The organism is Micromonospora sp. NPDC005413 (genome assembly GCF_040606435.1).
Lineage (GTDB): Bacteria > Actinomycetota > Actinomycetes > Mycobacteriales > Micromonosporaceae > Micromonospora.
The window spans coordinates 142739-166052 of record NZ_JBEXEV010000010.1 but is presented as its reverse complement, the minus strand read 5'-3'; the positions used below and the strand labels follow the sequence as shown (position 1 = coordinate 166052).

Annotated in this window: 22 protein-coding genes; 11 read left to right on the top strand and 11 right to left on the bottom strand. The window is 71.7% G+C overall.

Annotated elements, in window-relative coordinates; translation table 11 throughout:
• Window positions 1–29: 29 nt before the first annotated feature.
• Window positions 30–1097, top strand: a complete 1068-nt coding sequence (locus ABZS37_RS14570) for a DUF2855 family protein (protein ID WP_355169003.1) — start codon at window positions 30–32, stop codon at window positions 1095–1097.
• 19 nt (window positions 1098–1116) lie between these two features.
• On the opposite strand, the gene ABZS37_RS14565 is transcribed toward ABZS37_RS14570, so the two are convergent.
• Both ABZS37_RS14565 and ABZS37_RS14560 read right to left on the bottom strand, forming a co-directional pair.
• The gene (locus ABZS37_RS14565; protein WP_355169001.1) at window positions 1117–1923 is read right to left on the bottom strand and encodes an RNA polymerase sigma factor SigF; all 807 of its coding nucleotides are present in this window, start codon (window positions 1921–1923) and stop codon (window positions 1117–1119) included.
• A 242-nt stretch (window positions 1924–2165) separates the two neighbouring features.
• Complete coding sequence (locus ABZS37_RS14560) at window positions 2166–2351, bottom strand: hypothetical protein (RefSeq protein ID WP_355168999.1); 186 nt, start codon at window positions 2349–2351, stop codon at window positions 2166–2168.
• 317 nt (window positions 2352–2668) lie between these two features.
• On the opposite strand from ABZS37_RS14560, the gene ABZS37_RS14555 reads away from it, so the two are divergent.
• Window positions 2669–4558 carry a sigma-70 family RNA polymerase sigma factor gene (locus ABZS37_RS14555; protein WP_355168997.1) on the top strand — a complete coding sequence of 630 codons (1890 nt, stop codon included), beginning with the start codon at window positions 2669–2671 and terminating at the stop codon, window positions 4556–4558.
• Between the two features lie 14 nt (window positions 4559–4572).
• Window positions 4573–5298: a DUF305 domain-containing protein gene (locus ABZS37_RS14550; RefSeq protein ID WP_355168995.1), complete on the top strand. Its 726-nt coding sequence runs from the start codon at window positions 4573–4575 to the stop codon at window positions 5296–5298.
• Here ABZS37_RS14550 and ABZS37_RS14545 read toward each other — a convergent pair.
• Window positions 5280–5840, bottom strand: a complete 561-nt coding sequence (locus ABZS37_RS14545) for a GNAT family N-acetyltransferase (RefSeq protein ID WP_355168993.1) — start codon at window positions 5838–5840, stop codon at window positions 5280–5282. The two genes, ABZS37_RS14550 and ABZS37_RS14545, sit on opposite strands and share 19 nt — an antisense overlap.
• An 80-nt stretch (window positions 5841–5920) precedes the next feature.
• On the opposite strand from ABZS37_RS14545, the gene ABZS37_RS14540 reads away from it, so the two are divergent.
• The 6 genes from ABZS37_RS14540 to ABZS37_RS14515 all read left to right on the top strand — a co-directional run bounded on the left by ABZS37_RS14540 (window position 5921) and on the right by ABZS37_RS14515 (window position 13022).
• Window positions 5921–6631, top strand: a complete 711-nt coding sequence (locus ABZS37_RS14540; protein WP_355168991.1) for a siderophore-interacting protein — start codon at window positions 5921–5923, stop codon at window positions 6629–6631.
• A 340-nt stretch (window positions 6632–6971) separates the two neighbouring features.
• Window positions 6972–8141, top strand: a complete 1170-nt coding sequence (locus ABZS37_RS14535; protein ID WP_355168989.1) for a siderophore biosynthesis protein — start codon at window positions 6972–6974, stop codon at window positions 8139–8141.
• Window positions 8138–9763 (top strand): IucA/IucC family protein, encoded by a 1626-nt coding sequence (locus ABZS37_RS14530; protein ID WP_355168987.1) that lies wholly within the window; start codon window positions 8138–8140, stop codon window positions 9761–9763. The genes ABZS37_RS14535 and ABZS37_RS14530 overlap by 4 nt, the downstream gene beginning before the upstream one ends.
• Window positions 9760–11358 (top strand): IucA/IucC family protein, encoded by a 1599-nt coding sequence (locus ABZS37_RS14525; RefSeq protein ID WP_355168985.1) that lies wholly within the window; start codon window positions 9760–9762, stop codon window positions 11356–11358. The genes ABZS37_RS14530 and ABZS37_RS14525 overlap by 4 nt, the downstream gene beginning before the upstream one ends.
• Window positions 11355–12500 (top strand): alanine racemase, encoded by a 1146-nt coding sequence (locus ABZS37_RS14520; protein WP_355168983.1) that lies wholly within the window; start codon window positions 11355–11357, stop codon window positions 12498–12500. Before ABZS37_RS14525 ends, ABZS37_RS14520 begins: the two co-directional genes overlap by 4 nt.
• Window positions 12501–12671: 171 nt before the next feature.
• Entirely contained in the window at window positions 12672–13022 is a 351-nt protein-coding gene (locus ABZS37_RS14515) for an STAS domain-containing protein (RefSeq protein ID WP_354996674.1), read from the top strand.
• A 6-nt stretch (window positions 13023–13028) separates the two neighbouring features.
• Here ABZS37_RS14515 and ABZS37_RS14510 read toward each other — a convergent pair whose 3' ends face one another.
• Window positions 13029–14276, bottom strand: a complete 1248-nt coding sequence (locus ABZS37_RS14510) for a PP2C family protein-serine/threonine phosphatase (RefSeq protein ID WP_355168981.1) — start codon at window positions 14274–14276, stop codon at window positions 13029–13031.
• A gap of 375 nt (window positions 14277–14651) precedes the next feature.
• Here ABZS37_RS14510 and ABZS37_RS14505 point away from each other — a divergent pair, with 375 nt between their 5' ends.
• The gene (locus ABZS37_RS14505) at window positions 14652–15086 is read left to right on the top strand and encodes an ATP-binding protein (RefSeq protein ID WP_355168979.1); all 435 of its coding nucleotides are present in this window, start codon (window positions 14652–14654) and stop codon (window positions 15084–15086) included.
• A 152-nt stretch (window positions 15087–15238) separates the two neighbouring features.
• Here ABZS37_RS14505 and ABZS37_RS14500 read toward each other — a convergent pair whose 3' ends face one another.
• Complete coding sequence (locus ABZS37_RS14500) at window positions 15239–16468, bottom strand: trypsin-like peptidase domain-containing protein (protein WP_355168977.1); 1230 nt, start codon at window positions 16466–16468, stop codon at window positions 15239–15241.
• A 191-nt stretch (window positions 16469–16659) separates the two neighbouring features.
• On the opposite strand from ABZS37_RS14500, the gene ABZS37_RS14495 reads away from it, so the two are divergent.
• Window positions 16660–17268: a YdeI/OmpD-associated family protein gene (locus ABZS37_RS14495; RefSeq protein WP_355168975.1), complete on the top strand. Its 609-nt coding sequence runs from the start codon at window positions 16660–16662 to the stop codon at window positions 17266–17268.
• A 76-nt stretch (window positions 17269–17344) separates the two neighbouring features.
• Here ABZS37_RS14495 and ABZS37_RS14490 read toward each other — a convergent pair whose 3' ends face one another.
• The 6 genes from ABZS37_RS14490 to ABZS37_RS14465 all read right to left on the bottom strand — a co-directional run bounded on the left by ABZS37_RS14490 (window position 17345) and on the right by ABZS37_RS14465 (window position 23242).
• Window positions 17345–17650, bottom strand: coding sequence for an AzlD domain-containing protein (locus tag ABZS37_RS14490; protein WP_355168973.1), 306 nt, complete (start codon window positions 17648–17650; stop codon window positions 17345–17347).
• The gene (locus ABZS37_RS14485) at window positions 17647–18402 is read right to left on the bottom strand and encodes an AzlC family ABC transporter permease (RefSeq protein WP_355168971.1); all 756 of its coding nucleotides are present in this window, start codon (window positions 18400–18402) and stop codon (window positions 17647–17649) included. Before ABZS37_RS14485 ends, ABZS37_RS14490 begins: the two co-directional genes overlap by 4 nt.
• Entirely contained in the window at window positions 18399–18998 is a 600-nt protein-coding gene (locus ABZS37_RS14480) for a histidine phosphatase family protein (protein ID WP_355168969.1), read from the bottom strand. The genes ABZS37_RS14485 and ABZS37_RS14480 overlap by 4 nt, the downstream gene beginning before the upstream one ends.
• An 82-nt stretch (window positions 18999–19080) precedes the next feature.
• Entirely contained in the window at window positions 19081–20523 is a 1443-nt protein-coding gene (locus ABZS37_RS14475; RefSeq protein WP_355168967.1) for an NERD domain-containing protein kinase family protein, read from the bottom strand.
• Window positions 20524–20624: 101 nt separating this feature from the next.
• Window positions 20625–22991, bottom strand: coding sequence for an aminotransferase class I/II-fold pyridoxal phosphate-dependent enzyme (locus ABZS37_RS14470; RefSeq protein ID WP_355168965.1), 2367 nt, complete (start codon window positions 22989–22991; stop codon window positions 20625–20627).
• 23 nt (window positions 22992–23014) lie between these two features.
• Window positions 23015–23242, bottom strand: coding sequence for an MbtH family NRPS accessory protein (locus ABZS37_RS14465; protein ID WP_355168963.1), 228 nt, complete (start codon window positions 23240–23242; stop codon window positions 23015–23017).
• Window positions 23243–23314: the final 72 nt, after the last annotated feature.

Genomic DNA, 23314 nt, shown 5'->3' with positions numbered 1-23314 from the left:
CCGGTTGTGCGGCTGTCTAGCGTCACCTCATGGCTGACTCATGGACATTCGCCGTGGCCCGTGACGACCTTGGGCGCACCACACTCGTCGATGGCGCAACGCCCGCCGTACCCGACGGCGCCGCGCTGCTGCGCGTGAACCGCGTCGGCCTCACCGCCAACAACGTGACGTACGCGGTGCTCGGCGACTCGATGCGCTACTGGCAGTTCTTTCCGCCGGCGCCCCGTGGGCTCGGGCCGGAGTGGGGCCTCCCGCCACTCTGGGGCTTCGCCGAGGTGGTCGCGTCGGCAGTCGCGGGGGTCGAGGTGGGGCAGCGGGTCTACGGTTACCTCCCGCCCGCGGGTCACCTGTTGGTGCGACCGGACCGTGTGGACGCGTCCGGGTTCCGCGACGCGAGCCCGCACCGGGCCGACCTGCCGTCGCCGTACAACGCGTACCGGTCGACCACGGGCGACCCCGCGTACCAGCCCGACCAGGAGGATCTGCTGATCCTGTTCCGGCCGTTGTTCTTCACCTCGTTCATGCTGGCCGACCAGGTTGTCGACAACGACTTCTACGGTGCCGAGTCGCTGCTGGTGTCGTCGGCGTCGAGTAAGACCGCGTACGCGGCGGCGTTCGAGCTGCGCGGTCGCGGGCCACGCCTGGTCGGGCTCACCTCACCCGGCAACCTGGCCTTCACCCGGTCGCTCGGCTGCTACGACGAGGTCGTCTCGTACGACGACATCGGCGCCCTCGACGCGGTTCCGAGCGTCTACCTCGACCTGTCCGGTGCGCCCTCGACCCGTGTGGCCCTGCGTCGGCACCTCGGCGACCGGCTCGTCCGGGACATCGCGGTCGGGCTCACCAACCAGACGCCGAACGCCGACGCCGCCGAGGAGGTCTTCTTCGCGCCGGTCCAGATGCGCAAGCGCAGCCACGACTGGGGCCGCGACGGGCTCGACCAACGGTTCACCGAGGCCTGGCAACGCTTCACCGCCGTGGTGAGCGGGTGGCTCGACGTGCAGGTCGGTGCCGGGCCGGACGCCCTCCAGCACGCGTGGCTCGACGTCCTGGCGGGTCGTACGCCACCGCGGGTGGGTCACGTCGTCCAACTGTGAGCGGTCGACGGTGCCGGTTTCAGAACGCGCTGTCCTCGGAGAGGTGGCGGCGAAGCGTGGCCAGCGATCGGGTGATCAGCCGGGAAACGTGCATCTGTGAGACGCCGATCCGCTCGGCGATCTGGGTCTGGGTCAGGTTGCCGTGGAAGCGCAGGCTCAGGATCTCGCGCTCGCGCTCCGGCAGCGTGGCGAGGGCCGGGCCGAGGGCGACGCGGATATCGACGAGGTCGAACTCGTGGTCGTCGCCGCCGAGGGTGTCCCCGAGTTCCCGGTTGCCGTCGGCCCCGGTCGGGGTGGACAGCGACGTGGCCCGGTAGGCCCGTGCACCCTCCAGCCCTTCGAGGACGGTCTCCTCGGACAGGTCGAGGTAGGACGCGACGTCGGCCACGGTCGGCGAGCGGCCGAGGGTCTGGGTCAGGGCGCTGTTCGCCGCGCTGATCGACAGGCGCAGCTCCTGGAGGCGGCGGGGCACGCGCACGGACCAGGTGCGGTCCCGGAAGTACCGCTTGATCTCGCCGATGATGGTGGGAATGGCGTACCCGGTGAAGTCGACACCCCGGCTGGGGTCGAAGTTGTCCACGGCCTTGATGAGCCCGACCGAGGCGGTCTGGGTCAGGTCGTCGTCGGATGCGCCGCGCCCGGCGTAGCGGCGCGCCAGATGCCGGGCGAGTGGCAGCCATGCCTCGATGGCGCGGTCCCGCAGCGCTGGGCGGCGCGGGTCGTCCGCATGGGTCGTCGCCAGGGCGGCAAGGAGGTCATCCGGGCTCTGGTCGCTGCTCCGCTGACCGACGCGGGTGCTGGTCGCTGTTCCGACGATGGTAGCCATGGAGTGGTCCTTCCCGTACATGCCCGTCGATCGAATCGACCGGAAGATCTCCGAACCGGCTGCCGCCGGGGCGCACGTACGGGCGAAGCGCGCTGTCGCAAGGCCACGAGCACGGGCCTCACCACCGCGTCATGTCGTTCTCTTGATGACGTGGACACTACCCGAATGATTGAATAATTACTAGCCGAAAGTATGATGCCGCGCGGCTGGATGGCGCTTTACAGAGGAGCGGGAGCGGCCGATCAGCCGCGCTGATCCGGGTCGTCACCAGCGTTCGGGGCCTGCTGGGCGGGCTTCACCGCGAACGGGTGGCGCAGACGCCGCATGGCCTCCTCGCTGCTGTCGAAGGTCACGGCCGATCCGTCGAGGCCGTCAGCGTTCGACGTGGCGAGAAACAAGGCCGGTCGACCGTTGTCGTTCGATGTCATGCAGGATTCCTGTCTCGCGAAAGGGTGCGTCACGGCCCCGGCAACTTCCGCCGCGCGACCTGGTGACACTGCGGCGCTCACACTGGCGCCCGATCAGGGTGTCTCGTTCACGGGCGAGCGCCCGGCGACACCGACACCCTGCACCATACCCGGCGTCGTCACCCCTCATGCGCCGCCAGCGGCCCCGGGTCGCATTTGGCCCACCGGCGGCCTGAGAATTCTGTAATCCAACCCGCTGTCGTCAGTCTCCGATCTTGAGGGCGTCAGCGCACACAGCGCAGGGCGCCGCGCGGATCAGCAGACAAGGAGTGACACCCATGTCGTCAGCCGGTCGGGCACTACCCGATGCCGGGTTGGTCGTCGCGGCCCGACAGGGCGACCAGCGAGCTCTCGACGACGTCGTCGCGGCCTCGCTCCCGCTGGTCTACAACATCGTCGGGCGTGCGCTGCGCGGTCACGCCGACGTCGACGACGTGGTCCAGGAGACGTTGGTACGCGTGATCCGGTACCTACCCGCGCTCAACGACCCGGCGGCCTACCGGTCCTGGCTGGTGGCGATCACCATCCGCCAGGTGCGCGACTGGGAACAGCGCCGACGCGTCGCGCTCAACCGCGACGCCGGGCTCGACGCGATCCACAACGTGCCCGACCCCGCCTCGGACTTCGCGGGGATGACCATCCTCCGGCTGGGCCTCACCGACCAACGACGCGAGGTCGCCGAGGCCACCCGCTGGCTCGACCCGGACGACCAGGAGCTGCTCTCGCTGTGGTGGCTGGAGGAGACCGGCGAGCTGACCCGACATGAGGTCGCGGACGCCCTCGCGCTGTCGCCCGGGCACGTCGCGGTGCGGATCCACCGGATGAAGGAGCAGATCCAGAGCGCCCGGGCGGTCGTACGCGCGCTCCGCGCCCGCCCCCGTTGCCCGGATCTGGGCGGCGTGACCGCCGATTGGGACGGCACTCCCAGCCCGCTGTGGCGCAAGCGGCTGGCCCGGCACGCCCGCGACTGCGCGTTCTGTGGACGACTGGGCTCCACGCTCCTGCCGATCGACCGGCTCCTCGCCGGTCTGCCGCTGTTGCCGCTGCCGGCCGGTCTCAGCGCCCACTTCCCGAGCGCGGCCGTTCCCCCGGCCGCGTCGCAGGCCGTCGGGTATCACCCCCCGAGCCCGACGGCCGGGCACACCGCCGGGCCCACCCCACCCGGCGGTGTGCCCCCCGATGCGGGCGGCGGCCCGAGCCTCGTCGACCTTGCGGTGAACCGGCCCCGTGGCCTCGTTCCATCCCTCGCCGCCGGAGTGGTCGCCGCCGTCCTCGCCATCACCACGGTGGTGGTGATGCTGCCGGAGGACCCGGCCGCACCCTCATGGGCTGCCCCGCCGTCCCCGCCGCCCGCCGCCGTCGCCACACCGAGCGGCGCACCATCGCCGAGCGCACGGCCCTCGTCGAGGGCCCCGGTCGCGCCGGCGGTCAGCTCCGCGCGCAAGGGCGTCGGGGTGTGGAACTTCGCCGGGGCCAGTCAGGCATTGGCGAACTCCAAGGCCGGCTGGTACTACACCTGGGGCACCCAACATGCGGGGATCAGCACGCCGCAGGGTGTGACGTTCGTGCCGATGATCCGCGGCGCGGAGAACGTCACCGCCGCGGAGCTGGCCCGGGCCAAGGCGGCCGGGCCGTACCTGCTCACCTTCAATGAGCCGGACCTGCCCGAGCAGGCGAACATGTCCGTCGAGCAGGCGCTGGATCTGTGGCCGCAACTGATGGCGACGGGCAGCAGGCTGGGCAGCCCAGCGGTCGCCTGGGGCGGCCCGGACCCGCAAGGTTGGCTGGACAGGTTCATGACCGGCGCCCAGGCCCGGGGCCACCGGGTCGACTTCATCACCCTGCACTGGTTCGGCGCCGACTTCACGAGCACGACAGCGGTCAACCAACTCCGGCAGTACCTGCAGGCCGTCTACCAGCGGTACAGGAAACCGATCTGGCTGACCGAGTTCGCTCTGATCCGCTTCGACGGCGGCCGTCAACAGTTCCCCGGTCAGGAGCAGCAGGCGGCCTTCCTCACCGCGGCAACCGCCATGCTCGGCCAACTCTCCTATGTGCAGCGCTACGCCTGGTTCGGCCTACCCGCCACCGACCAGGACCGGTCCGGGTTGTTCAGCGACGGCACAGAGGCGACCCTGGTCGGCCGCGCGTTCCAAGCCGCCCGTTGAGTGGAGGCGGATGGATGGATGAGCACCAGACCATGGCCGAACGATCCGCGTTCAGTAGCCGCGCCTGGCAGATCGTCGGCGTCGTCGCGACTCTCGTCGTGACGGCGTTGGCCGTCGGTCTCACGCAGGGTTGGGGCAGCACCGAGCAGACCGCGGCTGCCCCGTCGGCCGCTCCGGTGCCGACGGCGCCCGTGCTGCTCAACAGCACCGATGACGCCTTCATCCAACTGCTGATCCCGATGAACGAGGGTGCGGTCGCGCTGATCGACCACATCGACACCCGGTCGGCGGGCGCGGATCCGTGGCTGCGGGCCCTTGTCGACGACATCCGGGTGGCTCACCTGGCCGAGTTGCGGGACCTGCGCGGGCTGCTGGCCGCGGGCAACGTTCCGGAGCAGAACATCCACGAGGGGCATCAGATGCCGGGCATGGTCACCGATGACAGCCTCGCCAAGCTGCGCGCCGCACCCGACGCCGAGGTGCCGTCCCGGGCGGCCGCGCTGATCCGGGCGCACCTCGCGCAGACCGTGCTGCTGTGCCGGGGCGCGCAGACGGGCGGGGGCAGTCCGGAGCTGAAGGCGCTCGCCGCCCGGATCCAGCAGGCCCGGGCCGCCGAGCTGAGCGCGTTGGACAGTCACCCCGGCGCGACCGAGGCACGTCGCGCCGCACGTCACCCTCTCCCAACCGCTGACGCCCGCGCGTTGCCGGCGTGGTCGGGGCTTCAGGCCGACGTCGGGTGATCCGACTCGAACCGGGCGCGCGTCAGGAACGCGAGCTGCGCGCGCTTGTCCGGCATGTCGATCTCCGAGTCGAAGATGAAGCCCTCGATCTCCAGTCGGCGCAGAGCAAGGTGGTTGCGGACGTCCGGCTCGACGACGATCCGCTGGGCGTTCGGGTCACGGAACAGGAAACGGGCGAGGGCGGGGCCGACGGCGTTGGTGAGGCTGCCGGCGAGGCGCCGATCGGGGCTGAGCAGCAGGTGCATTCCGACGTCGCCCGGCTGGACCGTGTAGCGCTCACCGACCGGGTCCGCCTCGGGCTGGTAGCTCTGAAAGAGACCGACCGGCTCCGCGTCGATCATGATCAGGTACGCGTGGTGCGTCGGCAGACTGTCGACGAAGGCGTAGATCTCGCGTACCTGCTCCAGGGTGTGTGAGCCCAACCCCCAGAAGGAGTTGCGGGGGCGGGTCACCCAGCCGTGCAGGAGGGCGGCATCCCGATCGGGATCGACGGTCAGCAACGACAACTCACCGAGACCGGCGATCTTCTCCTGGTACGTCATCGGGCGCTGTCCTCTGTTCCATCGGGGGTGCGATTAGGTTAGCCTTCCCTAACCAAGGATGACCTTATCTGGAGGGGTGCGTGAAACGGAACTGGGAGGCCCTGGTCCTCAAGGCCATGGGAGGCCGGGACTTTCGGTTGACCGTGCTCGGCACCGAGTCGATCGACGGGCACTACCAGCGGCTTCTCCTGGACGGAGGCGGCCTGCTGGAGGAGTGCGGGGTGCACCCCACCATGTGGATCCGGCTGTGGTTCGACAACGACGGCAAGGCACATCAGCGCGCGTACACGCTGGTGGACCCCGACCCGGCCACCGGCCGGTTCACCCTCGAATTCGCCATCCACGACGGCTGCGCCGCCCGCTGGGCCACCACGGCCCAGGTCGGCGACACCATCGGCGCGACCGTCCAGGGCAGCGCCTTCCAACTGCCCGACCCCGCACCCGAGCACCTCTACCTCGTCGGCGACGCGGCCTCCCTGCCCGCGGTGAACAGCCTGCTCGACGCCGGCGCCGACATCCCGGCGACGGTCTGGCTGGAGTACGCCCACGAGGGCGAGCAGGCACTCGCGCTGCGGGCCCGGACGCACCACGACGTCACCTGGGTGCCTCGGCGCGACGCCGGTCAACACCTCGTCGACACGGTCTGCGCCGCCCTGCCGACCAGCGCCGCCGGTCACTACTGGGTGGCCTGCGAGGCGGCCACCGCCCGTGGCATCACCCGCCACCTCCGGCGGACGCTGGGCGTCGACAAGGACCGGTTGACCTCCCTCGGCTACTGGAAAGCCGCGTGAAGGGCCGCCTCGGTACCCTGACCGCGCTGTACGTCACCGTCGTTCCCGCCTCGCTCACCAGCGGCGGTTCCCCCACACGTCCGGCCCCGTCGCCGGCCCGGAGGCGGAGCACCCATCGGTAAACGGCGCCAAAGTCGCGGTGTGACCACAGTTCGGTCGCGCGCTGATACCCGAGTCCCGCGGCCCGGCCGGTGGTCGCCTCGACGTGGTGGGCGCGGCCGCGGTGCTGATCGGTGGCCTGGTCGCCGCCGGACTGCTGTGCCGGGCAGACCGCTCCATATCCGTCTAATTAGGATAGGCTAGCCTAATCACGACAGTTGTCGTAGCTGACGGAGGCGGTATGCGGCTGTACATCACCGCGCTCAACCCCACCGACGCCGTCCTGGAAGGGTTCCTCCCAGCGGCGGCGTCGCTCGGGCTGCCGGTCACCGTGCTGACCGATCGGCCCGACGAATGGTCGGTCGACGTGCCGGTGGCGCGGTGCGCCGTCCGGGACGCGGCCGCGGTGGTCGCGGCGACAGCAGCGACCCGACCGGTGGCGCTACTGTCCAACAGCGACCATCTTCAGGAGGCCACCGCGATCGCCGCACGGAAGCTCGGCCTGCCCGGCAAGGATCCCGACGCCGCCCGTCTCTGCAAGGACAAGGCCGCGGCCCGCGGGGCGATCGCGGCTGCGGGGCTCGATCTGGTCCGCACCGTCACCATCGACCCTGGTGTCACACCGGAGGTGCCGGGCGGGATGTTCCCGGCGGTGGTCAAACCCCGCGAGGGGGTGGCCAGCGAGGACGCGTACCTGGTGGCCGACCACGCCGAACTGATCGCTCGGGTCACCGAGATCCGTGGCCGGCGGCCAGACGTGGCCCTGGTGGTCGAGGAGTACCTCACCGGGGAGCTGCGAACCTTCGAAACCCTCGGCGATGGCACGGCGGTGGCCTCCCTGGGCGGGTGGCGCACCGGCCTCGGCCCGCCACCGACCTTCACCGAGGAGAGCCTCGACTGGTCGCCCCCGGGGGAGCAGGCGAGCACCCAGTTGCGGGCACGGCTCGACGCGCTCGGGGTCGGCTTCGGCGCCTGCCACACGGAGTACGTCATCTCCGACGGCCGGGTCCGGCTGATCGAGGTGAACTACCGCCTCATCGGTGACCGGATGGACCTGATCCTCGCCGAGCTGCTCGGCGTGCCGTTGTTCGAGTACGTCATCCGGCTGCACCTCGGCGAGCCTCTGATTGCCCTCGACCTGCCCACCACCGTCGACCGGTACGCCCAGGTCGAGTACGTCTGCGCGGACCGGCCCGGCCGGCTCACCGCCGCACCCGGCCTGCTGGACACCGTCCACGGCGAGGTCCGGCTGGGCTGCCGACCGTTGCGCGCGGTGGGACGCACCGCCGACCACACCGGGACGAACCGCGACTACCTCGCCGTGCTGCACGCGATCGGCCCCGATCAGGGGACCGTCCGGGAGTCGCTGGCCGCGTTCCGCAGCGACCTCCAGTGGACCATCGTCGAGTGAGCGACGACTGCGAGCGGGAGGTGTTCGCCCGTGTGCTCGACGCCCTGCTGCGCGAGGATCACCTCGGTCTGCTCAGCACCGGCCGACCGGACGGGCCCGACTGGTGGCAGGTGCCGCGCCCCGCTGGCCTGCTGCGGATCCCGGTTCGGGTGGACGGCTTCCAGCAGGCCCTGCGCAGCGCCGCGCCCATGGTGCTGGTGGTCGACAACGGCGACACCCACCGTACGGACACCATGGAAGGGCTGTTGACGTTGCTCGCCCCGCACGGCAACGCGGAAGCTGAGACCGGCTGGCAGGACTTCAGCGCCGAGTGCCGCGCCGACCTCCGTGCCCGGCGGCTCGCAGCCCGGAACCGACCACGGGTGCTCGCCGAAGTGGCCGCCGAACGCGCGATCACCCCGACCGGCATGCCGGCGGCGCTCCTCGACGACGTGCTCGCCGCCCACCACGGCCATCCGGTCTACCCCACCGACCGGTGCCGGCACGGTCTCAGTGACGACGAACTGCGCCGGTACGCCCCGGAGCACGCGCCGCGTCTCACACTGCGGTGGTACGCCGCCTCCGCCGAGGACGTCCGGCTCACCGGGGAACTCCCGTCCTGGTGGCCACGCGCACCGCGATCGGATCAGCTGCTGCTGCCAGTGCATCCGATCACCGCGGCACGCGACGCGCTACCGGTGACGGACCAGCCGCTGATCTCCGCGCGGCCCACCCTCTCCATGCGGACGGTGGCGCTCGACCACGACCCGTACCTGCACCTCAAACTGCCCCTGCCCACCGCGAGCCTCGGCGCCCGCAACCGGCGCACGCTGCAACCGGGCTCGCTCGCCGACGGCGCGGCCGTCGCCGGGCTGCTCGATCGGATCGCCAACGCGGAACCCGCCTTCGTCGGCCGGATCCGGCACGCCGACGAGGGCACCTGGGCGCACGTCGACGGCGACGAGCGGCGCAGTTTCCTGCTGCGCCGCTTCCCGCGCGATCTGGCCGACGTCCACGTGGTGCCGGTCGCGGCCCTCGCCGCAGCCGACCCGGTCGCGGGCACGGTCCTCGAACGGATCAGCCCCGAGCACCCTGTGACGCTGCTGAATTCCTACCTGGACCTGCTGCTCGACTGGCACGTCTTCCTCTGGCTACGCCACGGGATCGCCCTTGAGGCGCACCCGCAGAACATCCACCTGCTGGTGCATCCCGACGGTACGGTCGGCCTGCTCTACAAGGACAACGACGGCGCCCGACTCGACGCGCGGCATGGCGGCCCGAGCGGGCTCGCGTTGGGCGACGACCGGATGTGGGCCCGCGATCCGCAGGAGCTGGCCGACGTGTTCATCACCATCACCCTGCACCTGGCCGCCGCGGCCCCGCTGGTCGCCCTGGCCGCCCGAGGGCTGCCCGTGCCGTCACCCGCGGAAGCGCTGGTGCCCCGGCTCGTCGCCGCCCGCGACCGTTGGGGCGACGGGCCGGCGATGCGCACCTTCACCGAGCGGGTGCTGCGTGCCGCCCACCTACCCATCAAGGCGATGCTCACCGCCGGGACCCTGCTGCCCAAGCAGCGGCTGGGCTGTGCCGACATCAACAAGTACTACCTGCGTACCGGCCCGAACTACCTCCGGGAGACACGATGACGAGCGCGCGGTTGCGCTCCCGGCCGGCCACCGACACCGGCCAGCTCGCCGACCTGGCCGCCGCCCACGCCGTCTTCGGCTGCCTGGTGCGCGAGCTCGCCATGCCGGACGGCACCTCGACCGTGGTCGACGGTGCCGCACGTCTGCTGCTGCGGCAGCTCGACGTCACGCTGCGCTGCGCCGTCGCGCGAGCCTCACCGCTCGGCGCGCACCGCTACGCCGGCCCGGTGCAGCGGATGACCGCCGGTGGACGGTGGGAGGACCTGGACGCGGAACGGCTTGCCGGTCTGGTCGCGGCGGAACTCGGCACCCGTACCGGCCTGGTGAACGACGAGTTCATCGGGCAGGTCCGGGCCAGCCGGGACACCGTGGCCCGGCTGCTGGCCGACCGGCCGGCCCAGGATCCGACCCCCACAGGCGAGCCCGCCATCGACGCGTACGTCGACTCCGAGCAGTCACTGGTCTTCGGCCACCCGCACCACCCCACCCCGAAGTGGCGCAGCGGTGACCCGGACAGCTGGCGGGCGTACGCGCCGGAGCTGCGCACGTCGTTCCGGCTGCACTGGCTCGCCGTACCGGACGATCTGGTCGCCGACGCCGGGCCGTTCGATCCGCTCGTGGCCGCCCTCGACCCGCCGCGGCCACCGGGCGGGCACCGCGTCCTGCCGGTGCATCCCTGGCAGCTGTCGCTGATCCCGCCGACCCACCCGGGGTTGCGCGACCTGGGGGAGGCCGGCGTGCCGGTACGGCCGACGGCGAGCGTCCGCACCCTCTACGCCCCCGAGGCCGACCTGTTCGTCAAGACCAGCCTGCACGTACGGATCACCAACTGCCTCCGCAAGAACGCCCGGTACGAACTCACCGGCGCGGTGGCCCTGACCGACCTGCTGGCCCGGGTGCCGATGCCGGCCGGGGTCGGTCTGCTCGCCGAGCCGGCCTACCGCACGGTCGGCGTCCCCGGCGCGGACGAGGCGTACGGGACGATCCTGCGCACTGGCCTGCGCCCGCACCTGCGACCCGGGGACACCCCGATCCTGGCGGCGGCGCTGGCCGCCGCGCCGCTGGTGACAGCGGACCCGGTGGCCTGGTGGCGTGCGTACGTCGAGCTGCTGGTGCCGGCGGTGCTGCGCTGGTGGCTCAGCCACGGCGTCGTGCACGAGGCACATCTGCAGAACGTGGTCGTCGTGCTCGATCGCGACCGCCGCCCGGTACGGATGCTGTTGCGGGATCTGGAGGGTGTGAAGCTGGACGCCGACCGGTGGGACACCTGGCCGGACGGTGTCCCGGCGCAGGTCCGCTACGGCCCCCACGAGGCCCGTCGTCGGATCGTCTACTGCCTGTTCGTCAATCACCTCGGTGGCATCTGCGGGGCCCTGGCCGACGCACGACCGGGGGTCGAACGGCGGCTGTGGCAGGAGCTGCGTGCCGTCATCGAGGCGGTGGCAGGCGACCTCGACGATCCGCCCGAGCTGCGCGCGCTGTTGAGCGGTGAGCCGCTGGTGGCCAAGGCGAACCTGCTGGTCCGGTGGCGGCGCGACGCGGATCGGGCGGCGCCGTTCGTGCCGGTGCCGAACCCGATGGGCGGGCCACGGTGACGCGACCCGTCTACGTCCACGACCTCGACGGGCTGGCCGGGCAGGCCCGAGCCATCCGGGCGGCGCTGCCCCGGCAGGCCGAGCTGCTCTACGCGGTCAAGGCCAACCCGGATCCCGGCGTTCTGCGTACCCTCGCCCCGGTCGTCGACGGGTTCGAGGCCGCCAGCCGTGGCGAGCTACGGAGACTGGCCGAGGTGCTGCCGGGGCGGGCGCCGGCCGCGTACGCCGGACCCGGCAAGACCGACGCGGACCTCGCCGCCGCTCTCGCCGCCGGGGTACGCCGCATCCACGTCGAATCGCCCGCCGAGCTTCGGCGGCTCGGCGCGCTGGCCACCGCCTCGGGCAGGTCGGCCCAGGTGCTGTTGCGCGTGAACCTGCCGGTGGACGCGCCGGGCGCGAGCCTGGTCATGGGCGGCGGGCCGAGCCCGTTCGGCATGGACCCGGCCGACGCGGTCGAGTGTGCCCGCCGCCCGCCCGCCGGCATCGACGTACGCGGAATCCACGCCCACCTGGCCAGCGGGCTGGACGCGCCACTCGCCGCCACGGTCGCCGCCGCCGTGGTCCGCTGGGCGGTCGCCGAGGTCGGTGCCGCCGAGGTCGATGTCGGCGGAGGCATGGCCGTCGACTACACCGACCCGGCGGCACGATTCGACTGGGTGGGCTACGGCCGGGCACTGGCTGACGTCCTCGACGCGTACCCGGGAGTGCGGCTGCGCATCGAGCCGGGCCGGTCGGTCACCGCCTACTGCGGGGCGTACCTCACCGAGGTCATCGATGTGAAGCGCTCCTACGGCGAGTGGTTCGTGGTGGTGGCCGGGGGCACCCACCACCTGCGCACACCGGCGGCGAAGGGGCACGCGCAGCCGTTCGCTGTGCACCGGCGACGCGGCGGCGACGCCCAGCGCACCGACGGGGGGCCGGTCACCGTGGTCGGGCAGCTCTGCACCCCGAAGGACGTGCTGTCCCGGTCGACCACCGCCGGGCCGATCGGCGTGGGTGACGTGCTGGCGTTCGCCATGGCCGGGGCGTACGCCTGGAACATCAGCCACCGCGACTTCCTGCTGCACGAGCCGCCGCTGTTTCAGACCGGTGACCCGCAGGAGGTGGCCGCCGAGTGGGCGGCCCGACCGTTAGGGTCGTGACTCAGGGCCGAAGTCGATGACCAGAGGCGCGGCGATCGTCACCCACGCCGGCGGCAGCGCGCGTTCACCCGTGGCGCACACGTCGACGAGCGATCGGAGCGCTTTTCTGGCACCGTGGTACGGCGCGCAGTGTCGCCGAGTTACCGGCCACGCCGTATTGAGGGGGGTTGCATGGACTTCACGCTGTCGACGCGGCAGGGGCGGATCGGGACGGTGGTCGAGGTCGCCGGTGACGTGGATATGAGCACCACCCCCGAGTTGCGGGACCAGTTGCGCCAGCTGGTGGAGAGCGGTGCCCGGGTGGTGGTGGTCGACCTGACCGGCGTCGGGTTCATGGACTCCAGTGGCCTGGGCGTGCTCGTGGTCGCCTACAAGGATCTGCGGGAGCGGGACGGCTGGCTCGCCCTGGCCGGGGTCAGTCGCGCGGTGCGTACGGTGTTGTCGATCACCTCGGTGGATCGGGTCATCGGGATCTTCGACACGGTGCAGGACGCCGAGGAGGCGTCACCGGCGGTGTCGTGACCGGCCTCACTGCCGCAGGATGCTGGCGCGGCCGATGTCAGCGCCAGCGGCGCTTGATCGCGGCCCGTGGCCGCCATACCAGTCGATGATGAGCAGGGTGGCGTCGTCGGCCAGGACCGGCCCGGCGGTCGCCAGCACCGCGTCGGACAGTGCTCGGACCGCCTCGCGTGGATGCAGGTGGGCGATGCTGATCAGGGCGGCGGGGAGGTCCAGGTCGGCGGCGTTGCGTTCGCGGATCCCGTCGGTGACGATGACCAGCCGGTCGCCGGGCAGCAGGAGGATCTCGCCGCTGCGATAGCCCTCGTCGGGAAACATGCCCAGCGGGAAGTTGGCGGGCAGTTCCAGCGGCTCGGCTCGGCCCTCGCGGACCAGCACCGGCGGGACGTGCCCGGCGTTGAGCAGCTCACAACGCCCGGTGGCCAGGTCGATGCGGCCGAGCACGGCGGTCACGTAGGCGCCGCGTACGTTGGCGTGCTCGGCGAGGGCCCGGTTGGCTCCCTCGGCCTGGGTGACGAGGCTGTCGCCGCGGCGGCGGGTGTTGCGCAGGCTGCCCACACCGAGGGTGGCGGTCAGCGCGCTGGCCACGCCGTGGCCCATCGCGTCGGTGACGCTGAGGTGCAGCACGTCACGGGCCACGCTGTAGTCGAAGGTGTCCCCGCCGACGCTCGCCGCGGGCTCCAGCCAGCCGGAGAGGGCGAACGCGCCGGCCTCGCAGGTGAACGAGGCGGGCAGCAGGCGGCGTTGGATCTCGGCGGAGAGAGTGAACGGGGTGCTGCGCTGCCCCCATTCGAACAGGTCGGTGTGCCTGCGGTTGGCGATGACGACGAACGCCAGCGCGTGCGCGGTGCGGTTGATCCGCGCGATCACGGCCGCGTTCGGCTCGTCGGGCAGGTCGATCTCCAGCAGGCCGATGGCCTCGCCGCGTTGGGCGACGGGTGCGAGCACCGTGTGCCAGCCATCGCCGGGAAGCACCTGGGTGGTCTGCTGGCGCAGTGCCTGCTCGTAGGGCCCGCCGTCGAAGGGGAGAACCTCGGCGGCCTCCTCACCCTGATGCCGGCCGGGACGACCGGCGGCCGTCTGGTGGGTGAGCCTCACCAGTGCCCGGCCGCTGAGGTCGGCGATGAGCAGCGAGACGCTGAGCGCGTTCAACGCCGTGGCGATGTCCCCGGTGACGGCGTGGACCGCCTCGACCGGTGCGGCTTCCTCGGCCGACTGCAACATCCCGGTCAAGACGGCCTGCTCGTTGTCGTCCATGCGTCGAGCATAGGCATGTGCTGTTCCTGGCGTGTCGGCGCGAACGGTCGTACGGCCGCGGCCGACGTGACGGGACGCGAGGTCACGGCGGTGGGTTGTGGTGCCCTGTCCAACCCGGCACGGTCGCCCCGGTATCCCGGAGAGGGCCGCCCTCGTCCATTGTTGCTGCCTGCCACCGCTCCTCCTCGGCCCACCCGCAGGTTCAATTCGGCGATGTTCTACCCGTCGCCCAACCCGGCCAATCGCGGCCCAGGCGCTCCGGGTTGCCACCGATCGACGTTCGTCAGGGTTGGCTCAGGTCTCGGCCGGCCGTTGGGCGGTGCCAACCGGTGACGTGCCCGCCGGGGTCACGGGCTGCGGCTACAGTCTTGCGCTATGAGCAGCAGTGTCAGCGGTGGGCGTGACTCCGCTGGTGCCACGGAAGGGTGCCTGGTGTCAGCGCCGATCAGCGCCGCCGACCTGACGCGGCTGCGGCATGCTGTGGCCGCCGCTGCCGGCGAGGCGGGCCTCGCCGATGCCGAGCTGGACGACTTCGTGCTGGCGGTGCACGAGCTGGTAGCCAACGTCATCCGGCACGGCGGGGGCGTCGGTCACCTTCAACTGTGTCGTGACGCCGATGTGCTGACCTGCCGAATCAGCGACCACGGTCCGGGCCTGGACGACGTGACGATCCGTCTACCCGGGCCGGCGGAGGTCGGGCGGCGCGGCCTGTGGTTGGCACAACGGCTCAGCGCTGCCCTCGTCGTCGACAGCAGCGCCGACGGACTCACGGTGGCGGTCTCAGCGCGCCTGCCGCCGCCACTGGGCTAAGCACCCGAACCGACTCCGGCGGGATCTCCGGTCGACGGTGAAGCGGGCACGACGGCACTGCGGGCACGGCCAGGACGGCACGGGCAGGTGCGGGCAGGTGCGGGACGCCGGTGAGCCGTCGGAGCGCATCACGCCCCGACGGCCCGTTGACGTCAGCCGTTGTCGATCAGGCTGGCAATCTCGTTGTAGATCAGGTGTGCCTTCGCGCCCTGGTTCGACGGGCAACCGCCGAGGTGGTGCAGGGCGATCACCCGGTGGCTGGCGTTCAGCACCGGTGAGCCCGAGTTGCCGCCAGAGGTGTCACAGCTGTAGCTGATGTTCCAGGTGTTGTAGTTCGCGTTCTTCACGGTGCAGTTCGCGCCGTTCTGGGTGTCCTCGAAGATCGACAGTCGCTTCGGGCTGCCGTCGCCGTGGCCCGGGACGTACATCCGCGTGCCGGTGGTGGTGGCGGTCGTCGCCAGATACAGCGTGCCGAACGTCTGGATGTTGGCGAAGTTGTTCACCGAGTAGAGGGTGTAGTCCAGTTGGTTGGAGCCGCCGCTGCTCACCTTGTAGAGGGTGGCGCCGCTGACCTTGGTGCCGGCGCCGGGGTTCGAGCCGCCACAGGTGGCGCACTGATAGTTGAACTGCATCTCGCTGCCGCTGACGGCGGACTGCGTCGAGAAGCAGTGCTTGTTCGTCAGCATGCGGTTGGTGTTGCCGACCCGCCAGGTGGTGCACATCCCGCCACCGCTGATCAGCAGCCGCGCCACCGCCCTGCCCCGGGCGTACTCGTTGGGGTGGCTGGTCTGGTAGCAGACCGCGTCGCGGCGGGCATCGGTGCTACAGACGGACTGGGTGGTGAAGTTGTGCTGAGCGATCTCCGTGCGGTCGTAGCCGCGCCAGAACCGGTCGATCGTCGCGGCGCTGCTGCGGGAGGCGCGGGTGCTGTGCAGCGTCACCACTGCGGTGTCGCCCTCCACCGACATCGCCCAGAAGCCCGGTTGTCCGTCGGTGGTGTAGTCCGCGCCGGTCGCCCGGTTCAGGGAGCGGTCGTACCGGTAGCTCTCCCGGCCGTCGGGGCTCGACACGGTCACGTACTCGCCGTCGGCCAGTCGCAGTGCGCTGAAGTGCACCTTGACGTACGACGCGCCGGGGTGCCGGATGATCTGCGTCCGGCCGTCCTGGGCGGAGGCCAGCGACCCGTTCATGGTCCGGAGTTCACCGACCGTGGTGACGCCCTCGGCCGAGAACTGGTCCGGCTCGGGTGCCCGCACGGATTGCGGTGCGAGAGGCTGAACCGAGTACGCCTCGGCGGCTGGTACTGACAGCAGGCTCAGCCCGAGTGTGCCGGCGCCGAGCGCGACGGCCACCGTTCGTAGGCGGCGCAGGGCATGTTTCATCGTCGCTCCTCCCGAGGAACCAGCACCCAGACGTGCTTGCAGCCTTCATACCCGAAGCCAAATAGACATGCAAATCTATCTATCTTTAGGTCAACCGCAATAACCAAGATCAAGAAGCCTGGCGGTACGTCGACTCGCCTGGAGTCTTGGGCCGATGCCGCGGCCACGGCGCAGCGGTTAGCCTCACCGTCATGGTGAGCGCGGAGTTGGATGAGTTGATCGTCGCGGACGCTGACGCGCTGCGCGTGTGGATGTCGGCCAACCACGCCACGTCGCCCGGCGTCTGGCTCGCCCTGACCAAGAAGGGCGGCACGGTCACCACGCTGACCTGGCAGCAGGCGGTCGACGAGGCCCTGTGCTTCGGCTGGATCGACGGGCAGGCCCGTAAACGGGATGAGGAGACCTCCTGGATCCGGTTCACCCCGCGCAGGCCCCGCAGTTCCTGGTCACAACGCAACGTCGCCCACGTGGCCCGACTGGAGGCGCAGGGGCGAATGCTGCCCCCAGGTCGCGCCGCGACAGAAGCAGCACAGGCAGACGGTCGGTGGGCAGCCGCCTACGCCCCGTCCTCCGAAGCCGAGGTGCCGGCCGACCTCCTCGCCGCCATCGCCGCCGACCCCGCCGCCCAGGCCATGTTCGACGTACTCACCAAAGCCAACCGGTTCGCTCTCATCTATCGCCTCAACGCCGTCAAACGGGCGCAGACCCGCGAGCGGAAGATCGGCGAGTTCGTCGCCATGCTGGCCCGTCACGAGACGATCTACCCGCAGAAGGCCAAGCCTCCACATCAGGTGCACTGATCTGTCGCATCGACCTCCGGCCTTCGAAACGCACACTCGCCCAACGGATTACCCGTTCGACGTCCCCGGACGGGCCCTAGAAGATCAGCCGGGTGAGCGCGGTGGCCGCCGCCGCGCAGACGATGACGACGAGGAAGGGCGCCCGGAGCAGCACGGCGACGAGCGCGGCCGTTACCCCGACGAGCCGGGCGTCCAGCACGATCTGCTCATGGCCACCGACGGTCTGCACGACGATCAGGCTTACCAGCACCCCGACCGGCAGGAGGGCCGCCGCGGCGGTGACCCGCGGATGTTCCAGCAGCGTGGCCGGCATCAGGAAGCCGAGCAGCTTCAGCGCGTAGCACCCGGCCGCCGCCAGCAGGATCGCCACCCACATGCTCATTGGTCCACCTCCGTCGTCGTGCCCCGTTCGGCGGTGGTCACCCCGGCGAGCCTGGGCAGGAGCGTCACGACGGCCATCACCACCGCCGCGGCCGCCAGCACCACCACCCCGGCGGGCTGGAACGGGACGAGGCAGAGGGCAACGGCGCCGGTGGCCGCGGCGACCAGCCACGCCGGCCGGGTGCGGATCCGCGGCGCGACGAGGGCGACGAAGGCCGCTGGCGCGACGGCGTCCAGCCCGATCGTTGCCGGATCGGCGATCATGTCGCCGCTGAGGGCACCGAGCAGCGTGGCGAGGTTCCACAGGACGAAGACCGATCCGCCGGTCGCCCAGAACGCCAACGACGCGAACTCCACGCGCCGCTGCCCGATGGTCATCGCGGTGGACTCGTCGATCACGAGTTGCGCGCCGACCAGTCTGCGCAGCCCGCGCAGCCGCAGGAGCCCGTCCAGGGCGAAGCCGTAGAACGAGTTGCGCAGGCCCAGCAGCACCGCGGGGAAAACCGCTGCGAGCGGCGTGCCGCCGGCAGCCACCGCACCCACGAAGGCGAACTGTGACGCTCCGGTGAACATCAGCGCGGAGAGCGCGACCGTCTGGGCGGTGGAGAGCCCGGCGGTGTTGGAGAGAGCACCGAAGGAGAAGCCGTAGGTGCCGGTGGCCAGCCCGACCGCCAGAGCGTCGCGGACGACGGTGCGCCGCTGGGGCGGCTCCGCCAGCGCCTGAGCGGTCGCCGGCAGCGCGCCCTCACTCACGTCAGCACCCCGGCGTACGGGGGCAGCCCGGTCCACCGCTGGTCCGGCGGCAGGTGGCTGACGTCGTTGTACGCCACCAGCGCGGCCGGGCGGTCGGGACGGTACAGGATGACGGTGAGCGCGCAGTTCGCCGCGTTGAGGCCCAGCCAGCGGGCCTCCGGCGCGTCGAGGGCGTGCCGGACGAACCAGGCGATCAGGAAGTTGTGGGTGACGATCAGTTCGTGGGTCTCCACAGTCGCGGGCGTGGCGAACCGCTCGACGGCGGCCGCGGCCAGCCGGGCGCCATCGGCGCGCTCCGCCGGGGAGACGCCGTCGAGAAACCGGGCGTACGGGTCCGGCAGCGCCCCGAGGTCGGGCAACGGCGGGACGTAGTCCCCCACGACCGGGGAGGAGTGCAGGGGAACGCCCGGAAGTTCCCGGCCGACCAGTTCCGCGGTGTGGGTGGCCCGAGGCAGCGGCCCGTGGTGGACCGCGGTCAGCGGCACGGCGGCGAGTCGTCGCCCCAGCGCCCGCGCCTGCTGCCGTCCGCGGGCGGTCAGGTCGCCCTCGTCGACGGCTTCACCGTGTCGGGCCAGGTAGAGAAAACGGTTCGGCACGCTTCTCCTCGTCAGCGGGAGACGGTCGCCCGGCCGGAGCCGGCCGTCCGGGAGACCATGGACGACGGACGTTCGGGCCCGGTCACCGCGCGGCCCGCAGCTCGTCGCCCCGCTGCCGCGGCAGGTCGCGCAGGGACGTCACCACGGTCGCCGCTTCGATCTCGTCGCCCCGTCGGACCGCGGCGACGAGCCGGTCGGTGAGATCCGGGATACCCGCGGAGGGGTGGAACGGGCCGCCGTCGGGGAGCAGGTCCGCGGGCTGGGGAGGTGCGTCGTCGGTCACCCGGCCGGTCTGCACCGCCCGGGCCAGCGCCGCCAGGCCGAGCAGGTCGGCCGTCACGTTCCCGGCCCGATCAGCCGGCCACGGGCGGTGGGCCGGTTCCTGGCTCGCCAACGCGGAGGCGAGGCCGGCGGCGTGCCAGCCGGTGATCCGGATCCGCGGGTCGAGCCAGCCCTGCTCGACCGTGCCGCCTCGGGGCGGCCGGGGCGTGACGACGACGGACCACGGCGACAGGGCGGTGTGCTGCACGTCCTGCGCGTGAGCCTCGGCGAGCGCTTCGCCCAACTGGCGGATGATGCCGGCCCGGCCACGCTCGTCGAGTGCCGCACCATGCAGCGCGAGAAAGTGGTCGAGCCGCAGCGCCCGCAGCTCCTGGTGCATCAGCAGGGCCGGACCGGACCGGTGGTGGCCCAGCGTCACCACCTCGACGATGCCGGGATGCCGGAGGCCGCGCAGCAGAAGGTGCTCGCGCAGCGTCGCCTCCTCCAGCAGGGCCCGGCGCTGCTCGCCACCGAAGGGGCCGGACACGTAGACCCGCACCAGGCGGGAGACCTTGTCGAGCGTCGTGCTCCACGCCGTGTAGTCCTGCCAGGCGGGGGCCACTTCGATCGGTTCCTCGGTGACCTGCCAGGTGCCGATCCGGCTCCAATCCTCGACCGGCGCGCAGCCGACCAGGCGCAGCAGCTCCGGCATCGCTTGGGAGACGGCGGCTGCGGCACCCGCCCACTCCGGCGGCGCGGGCCGGCTCAGCAGGTCGGCGTGCAGCCGGGGGAGCCCGGCGGGTCCGGCGGGGTCCGGGCCGTACACCCGGTGGGCCTGATCCGGGGTCAGGTCGACGTCGAGGCTCGGCTCCGGCAGATAGACCGCGCCGTGGACGACGGGAGCCGGCAGCCCCAGGGTCGCCGCCGCCCGGCCGAGCACGGCCGACAGGTGGGCCGCCTTGATGTCGGCGGTCCGCCGGGGGCTGTCGACGGCGCGGGTCCGGCCGCCGGTGGTCAGCAGCCAGGTCCCGCCGACGTTGCGGACCTGGCCACGGAGCGTCTCCACCTCCACCAGGCACAGCCCGGTGGGCGTCGCCACCAGCAGGTCGACGCTGTGCACGTGGCCACTGTCGGCGACGAACGAGAAGTGCGACCAGGTCCGGTACGGCTCCTCGTCGGGGAGTAGCCGGTGGATTTCCTCGATCGCTCTCGGCTCGTCCGAGAAACGCCACGGCGTGACGGTCCAACAGCGGTCTTCCCGCATGTGATGTTGTCCCTTCGGGCTCTACAGGTGCACGTCACCGGACGGCTCGATCGGAGTCGATCGCGGGAACCGCCGCGATCGCCCCGGGTCGATCGCCCCGCTCAGGTCGGGCCGCTCTCTCCCAGCAGCTTCGGGTAGCCCGTCTCGGCAGCGACGAACCGGGCCAACCGGTCGACGCCCGTGACGATCCCCTCCTCGGAGATGCAGCTGAAGGAGAGCCGGATGTGGTGGGAGTCCCCACCCTCGGGCTGGAAGTAGGACAGCGGCACCCAGATTACGCCGTGGTCCCGCGCCGATCGGGTCAGCGCCTCCTCGCTCGCCACGAACGGCAGTCGCACGAGGAGGAAGAAGCCGCCACCCGGGTCGGTCCAGCTCACCCCGTGGTCGTCCCGATCGGCGGGCGGGAAGTGGTGGGCGAGCCGGTCCAGCATGATCTGCCGCATCCGCTCGTAGTGGGCGGCAGCCGGCCTGTTCGCCTCGGACAGCCGGCCCGCCGCCAGCAGCGCGCCCGCCACGACGGCCTGGCTCAGCGGCGAGGTGTTCACCGTGACCATGCTCTTGATCTTGACAAGCTCGGCGGCGAACGGCCAGCGGCGACCGCTGTCGTCCACCACCTCCTGATCGGCGACGACGTAGCCGATCCGAGCGCCCGGGAAGATGGACTTCGCGTACGAGCCGAGCTGGATAACTGTGCGCCGCCGGTCCATCGACTTCAACGACGGCAGCGGGTCCGCGCCGCCGAGCAGGCGGTACGGCGAGTCCTCCAGCAGCAGGATCCCGTGCTCCGCGGCCACGTCGAGGAGTTCCTGTCGCTGGGCCAGCGGGATGGTCCGCCCGGACGGGTTCGAGTGGTCGGGGATCACGTAGCAGGCCCGGGGCCGACGGCCCGCCGTCCGTTGCGCCTGGACCGCCGCCGCGACGGCGGAACCGGTCAACCCGTCGGGCCCCTCGGGGATCGGGACGATCGGGATGTCCAGGATCCGGGCGGCGCCGGAGATCCCGACGTAGCAGGGGCTCGGCACCAGCAGGACGTCCCGGGCGTCCGCGTGCAGTGCGCGCAGCACCAGCAGCATCGCCTCCTGGCACCCTACGGTGACCACGATGCTCTCCGGCGACACGTCGACGTCCTCGTCCACGCGCAGCATCCGGGCCACGTGGTCGCGGATCTGCCCGGCGGTGTCGCCGTACTGGAAGATCTCCCGGCGCAGTTCCGGCTCGTCGGCTCCCCCGGCGCGCCGGTCGTCCAGGTACCGCGCCAGGTGACGCTGCACGTCATCGAGGTCGAAATCGGCCTCGTACGGTCGGCCTGGGCCGAACGAGACCGCGGCCGGATAGCGCGACGTGACCTCGTTGAGGAACGTCATCGTGTCGAGCACCGGGTCTCGCAGGCTGCCGTGCAGGTCGGAGACGTGCACCGTGCCGACGGGCCCGTGCGCCCGGTCGACGGACCGGCGCGTCCGTGGCACACCGGCCATCAGCATGGCCTCGCCCAGCTCCTCGGTGAGCAGGTCGAGCACGCCGCCCACCCCCTTCTCGCCGTCGACGGCCAGCCCGTGCAGCACGGGCCGGCCGACCAGCACCGCGTCCGCGCCGCGGTCGAGGGCGACCAGGACGTCCGTACCGCTGCGGACGCCTCCGTCGAGCAGGACCGGCACGGCCCCACCGACCCGGTCCGCGACCGGGCCGAGCAGGTCGAGAGTGGCCGGTGCGGCGCTGAACTGCCGCCCTCCGTGGTTGGAGACGATCACACCCGCCGCACCGTGCCGCACGGCCAGCTCCGCGTCCTCGGCTGCGGCGACGCCCTTCAGCAACACGGGCAGCCGAGTCACCGAACGCAGCCACTCGACGTCGCCCCAGGAGAGCGCCGGCGCGAATGCCCGCCGGCTGTGCGCCAGGGGCGAGGCGAAGTCGTCGGCCGGAAGGTTGGCCGGCCGTACGCCCGGCGGTAGTTGGAAGCTCCGCCGCAGGTCACGCAGGCGCCGGGCCATCCGCGGGGTGTCCACCGTCAGCACCAGGGCCGTCATGGCGGCCGCCTCGGCCTGCGCGACGACGTGCCGGGTGATGCCCCGGTCGGCGAAGACGTAGAGCTGCAACCACAGTGGGCCCCCGGCGGTCGCGATGTCGGCGAACGGCACCGACGCCATGGTGCTGACCACGTAGGGCACCCCCCGTGCCGCCGCCGCCCGGGCGGTGGCCAGCTCACCCTCGGGGTGGACCATGGTCTGGAAGGCGGTCGGCGCGATCGCGATCGGCACCGGCCAGCGGTGTCCGAGCAGGACCGTCGTCGAGTCGGGCTCCGCCGTGCCGGTCAGCACCCGCGGTGTCAGGGTGGCTCGGTCGAACGCCTCGCGGTTGGCCCGCAGGCTCCGCTCGTCACCCTGGCCGCCCTCGATGAAGTCCCACACCGGCGGCGACAACCGCCGGCGGGCTTCCGCCTCGTAGTCGGCCAGGGTGAAGAGCGCGCTCATGATTCTCCTCCGGGGGCGGGCGGTCAGCCGGAGATCCCGGTACGGTCCATGTCCTGGCGCAGGGACAGCGGACGCATGTCCGTCCACACCTCGCCCACGTGCTCCAGGCACGCCTCCCGGGTCCCCGTGAACCCCTCCTGCCGCCAGCCGGCCGGCAGGTCCCTGCCCTGCGGCCAGATGGAGTACTGCTCCTCGTCGTTGACCACGACGCCGAATGTCTGCTCGTTGTCGGTCTCGTTCTCGCCGAACATGTCTTCTCCCCGATGTGCGATGGGATGGATGTGGTGGTCGCCGACCACGAAGCCGGCTCCGGGACGGCTGCC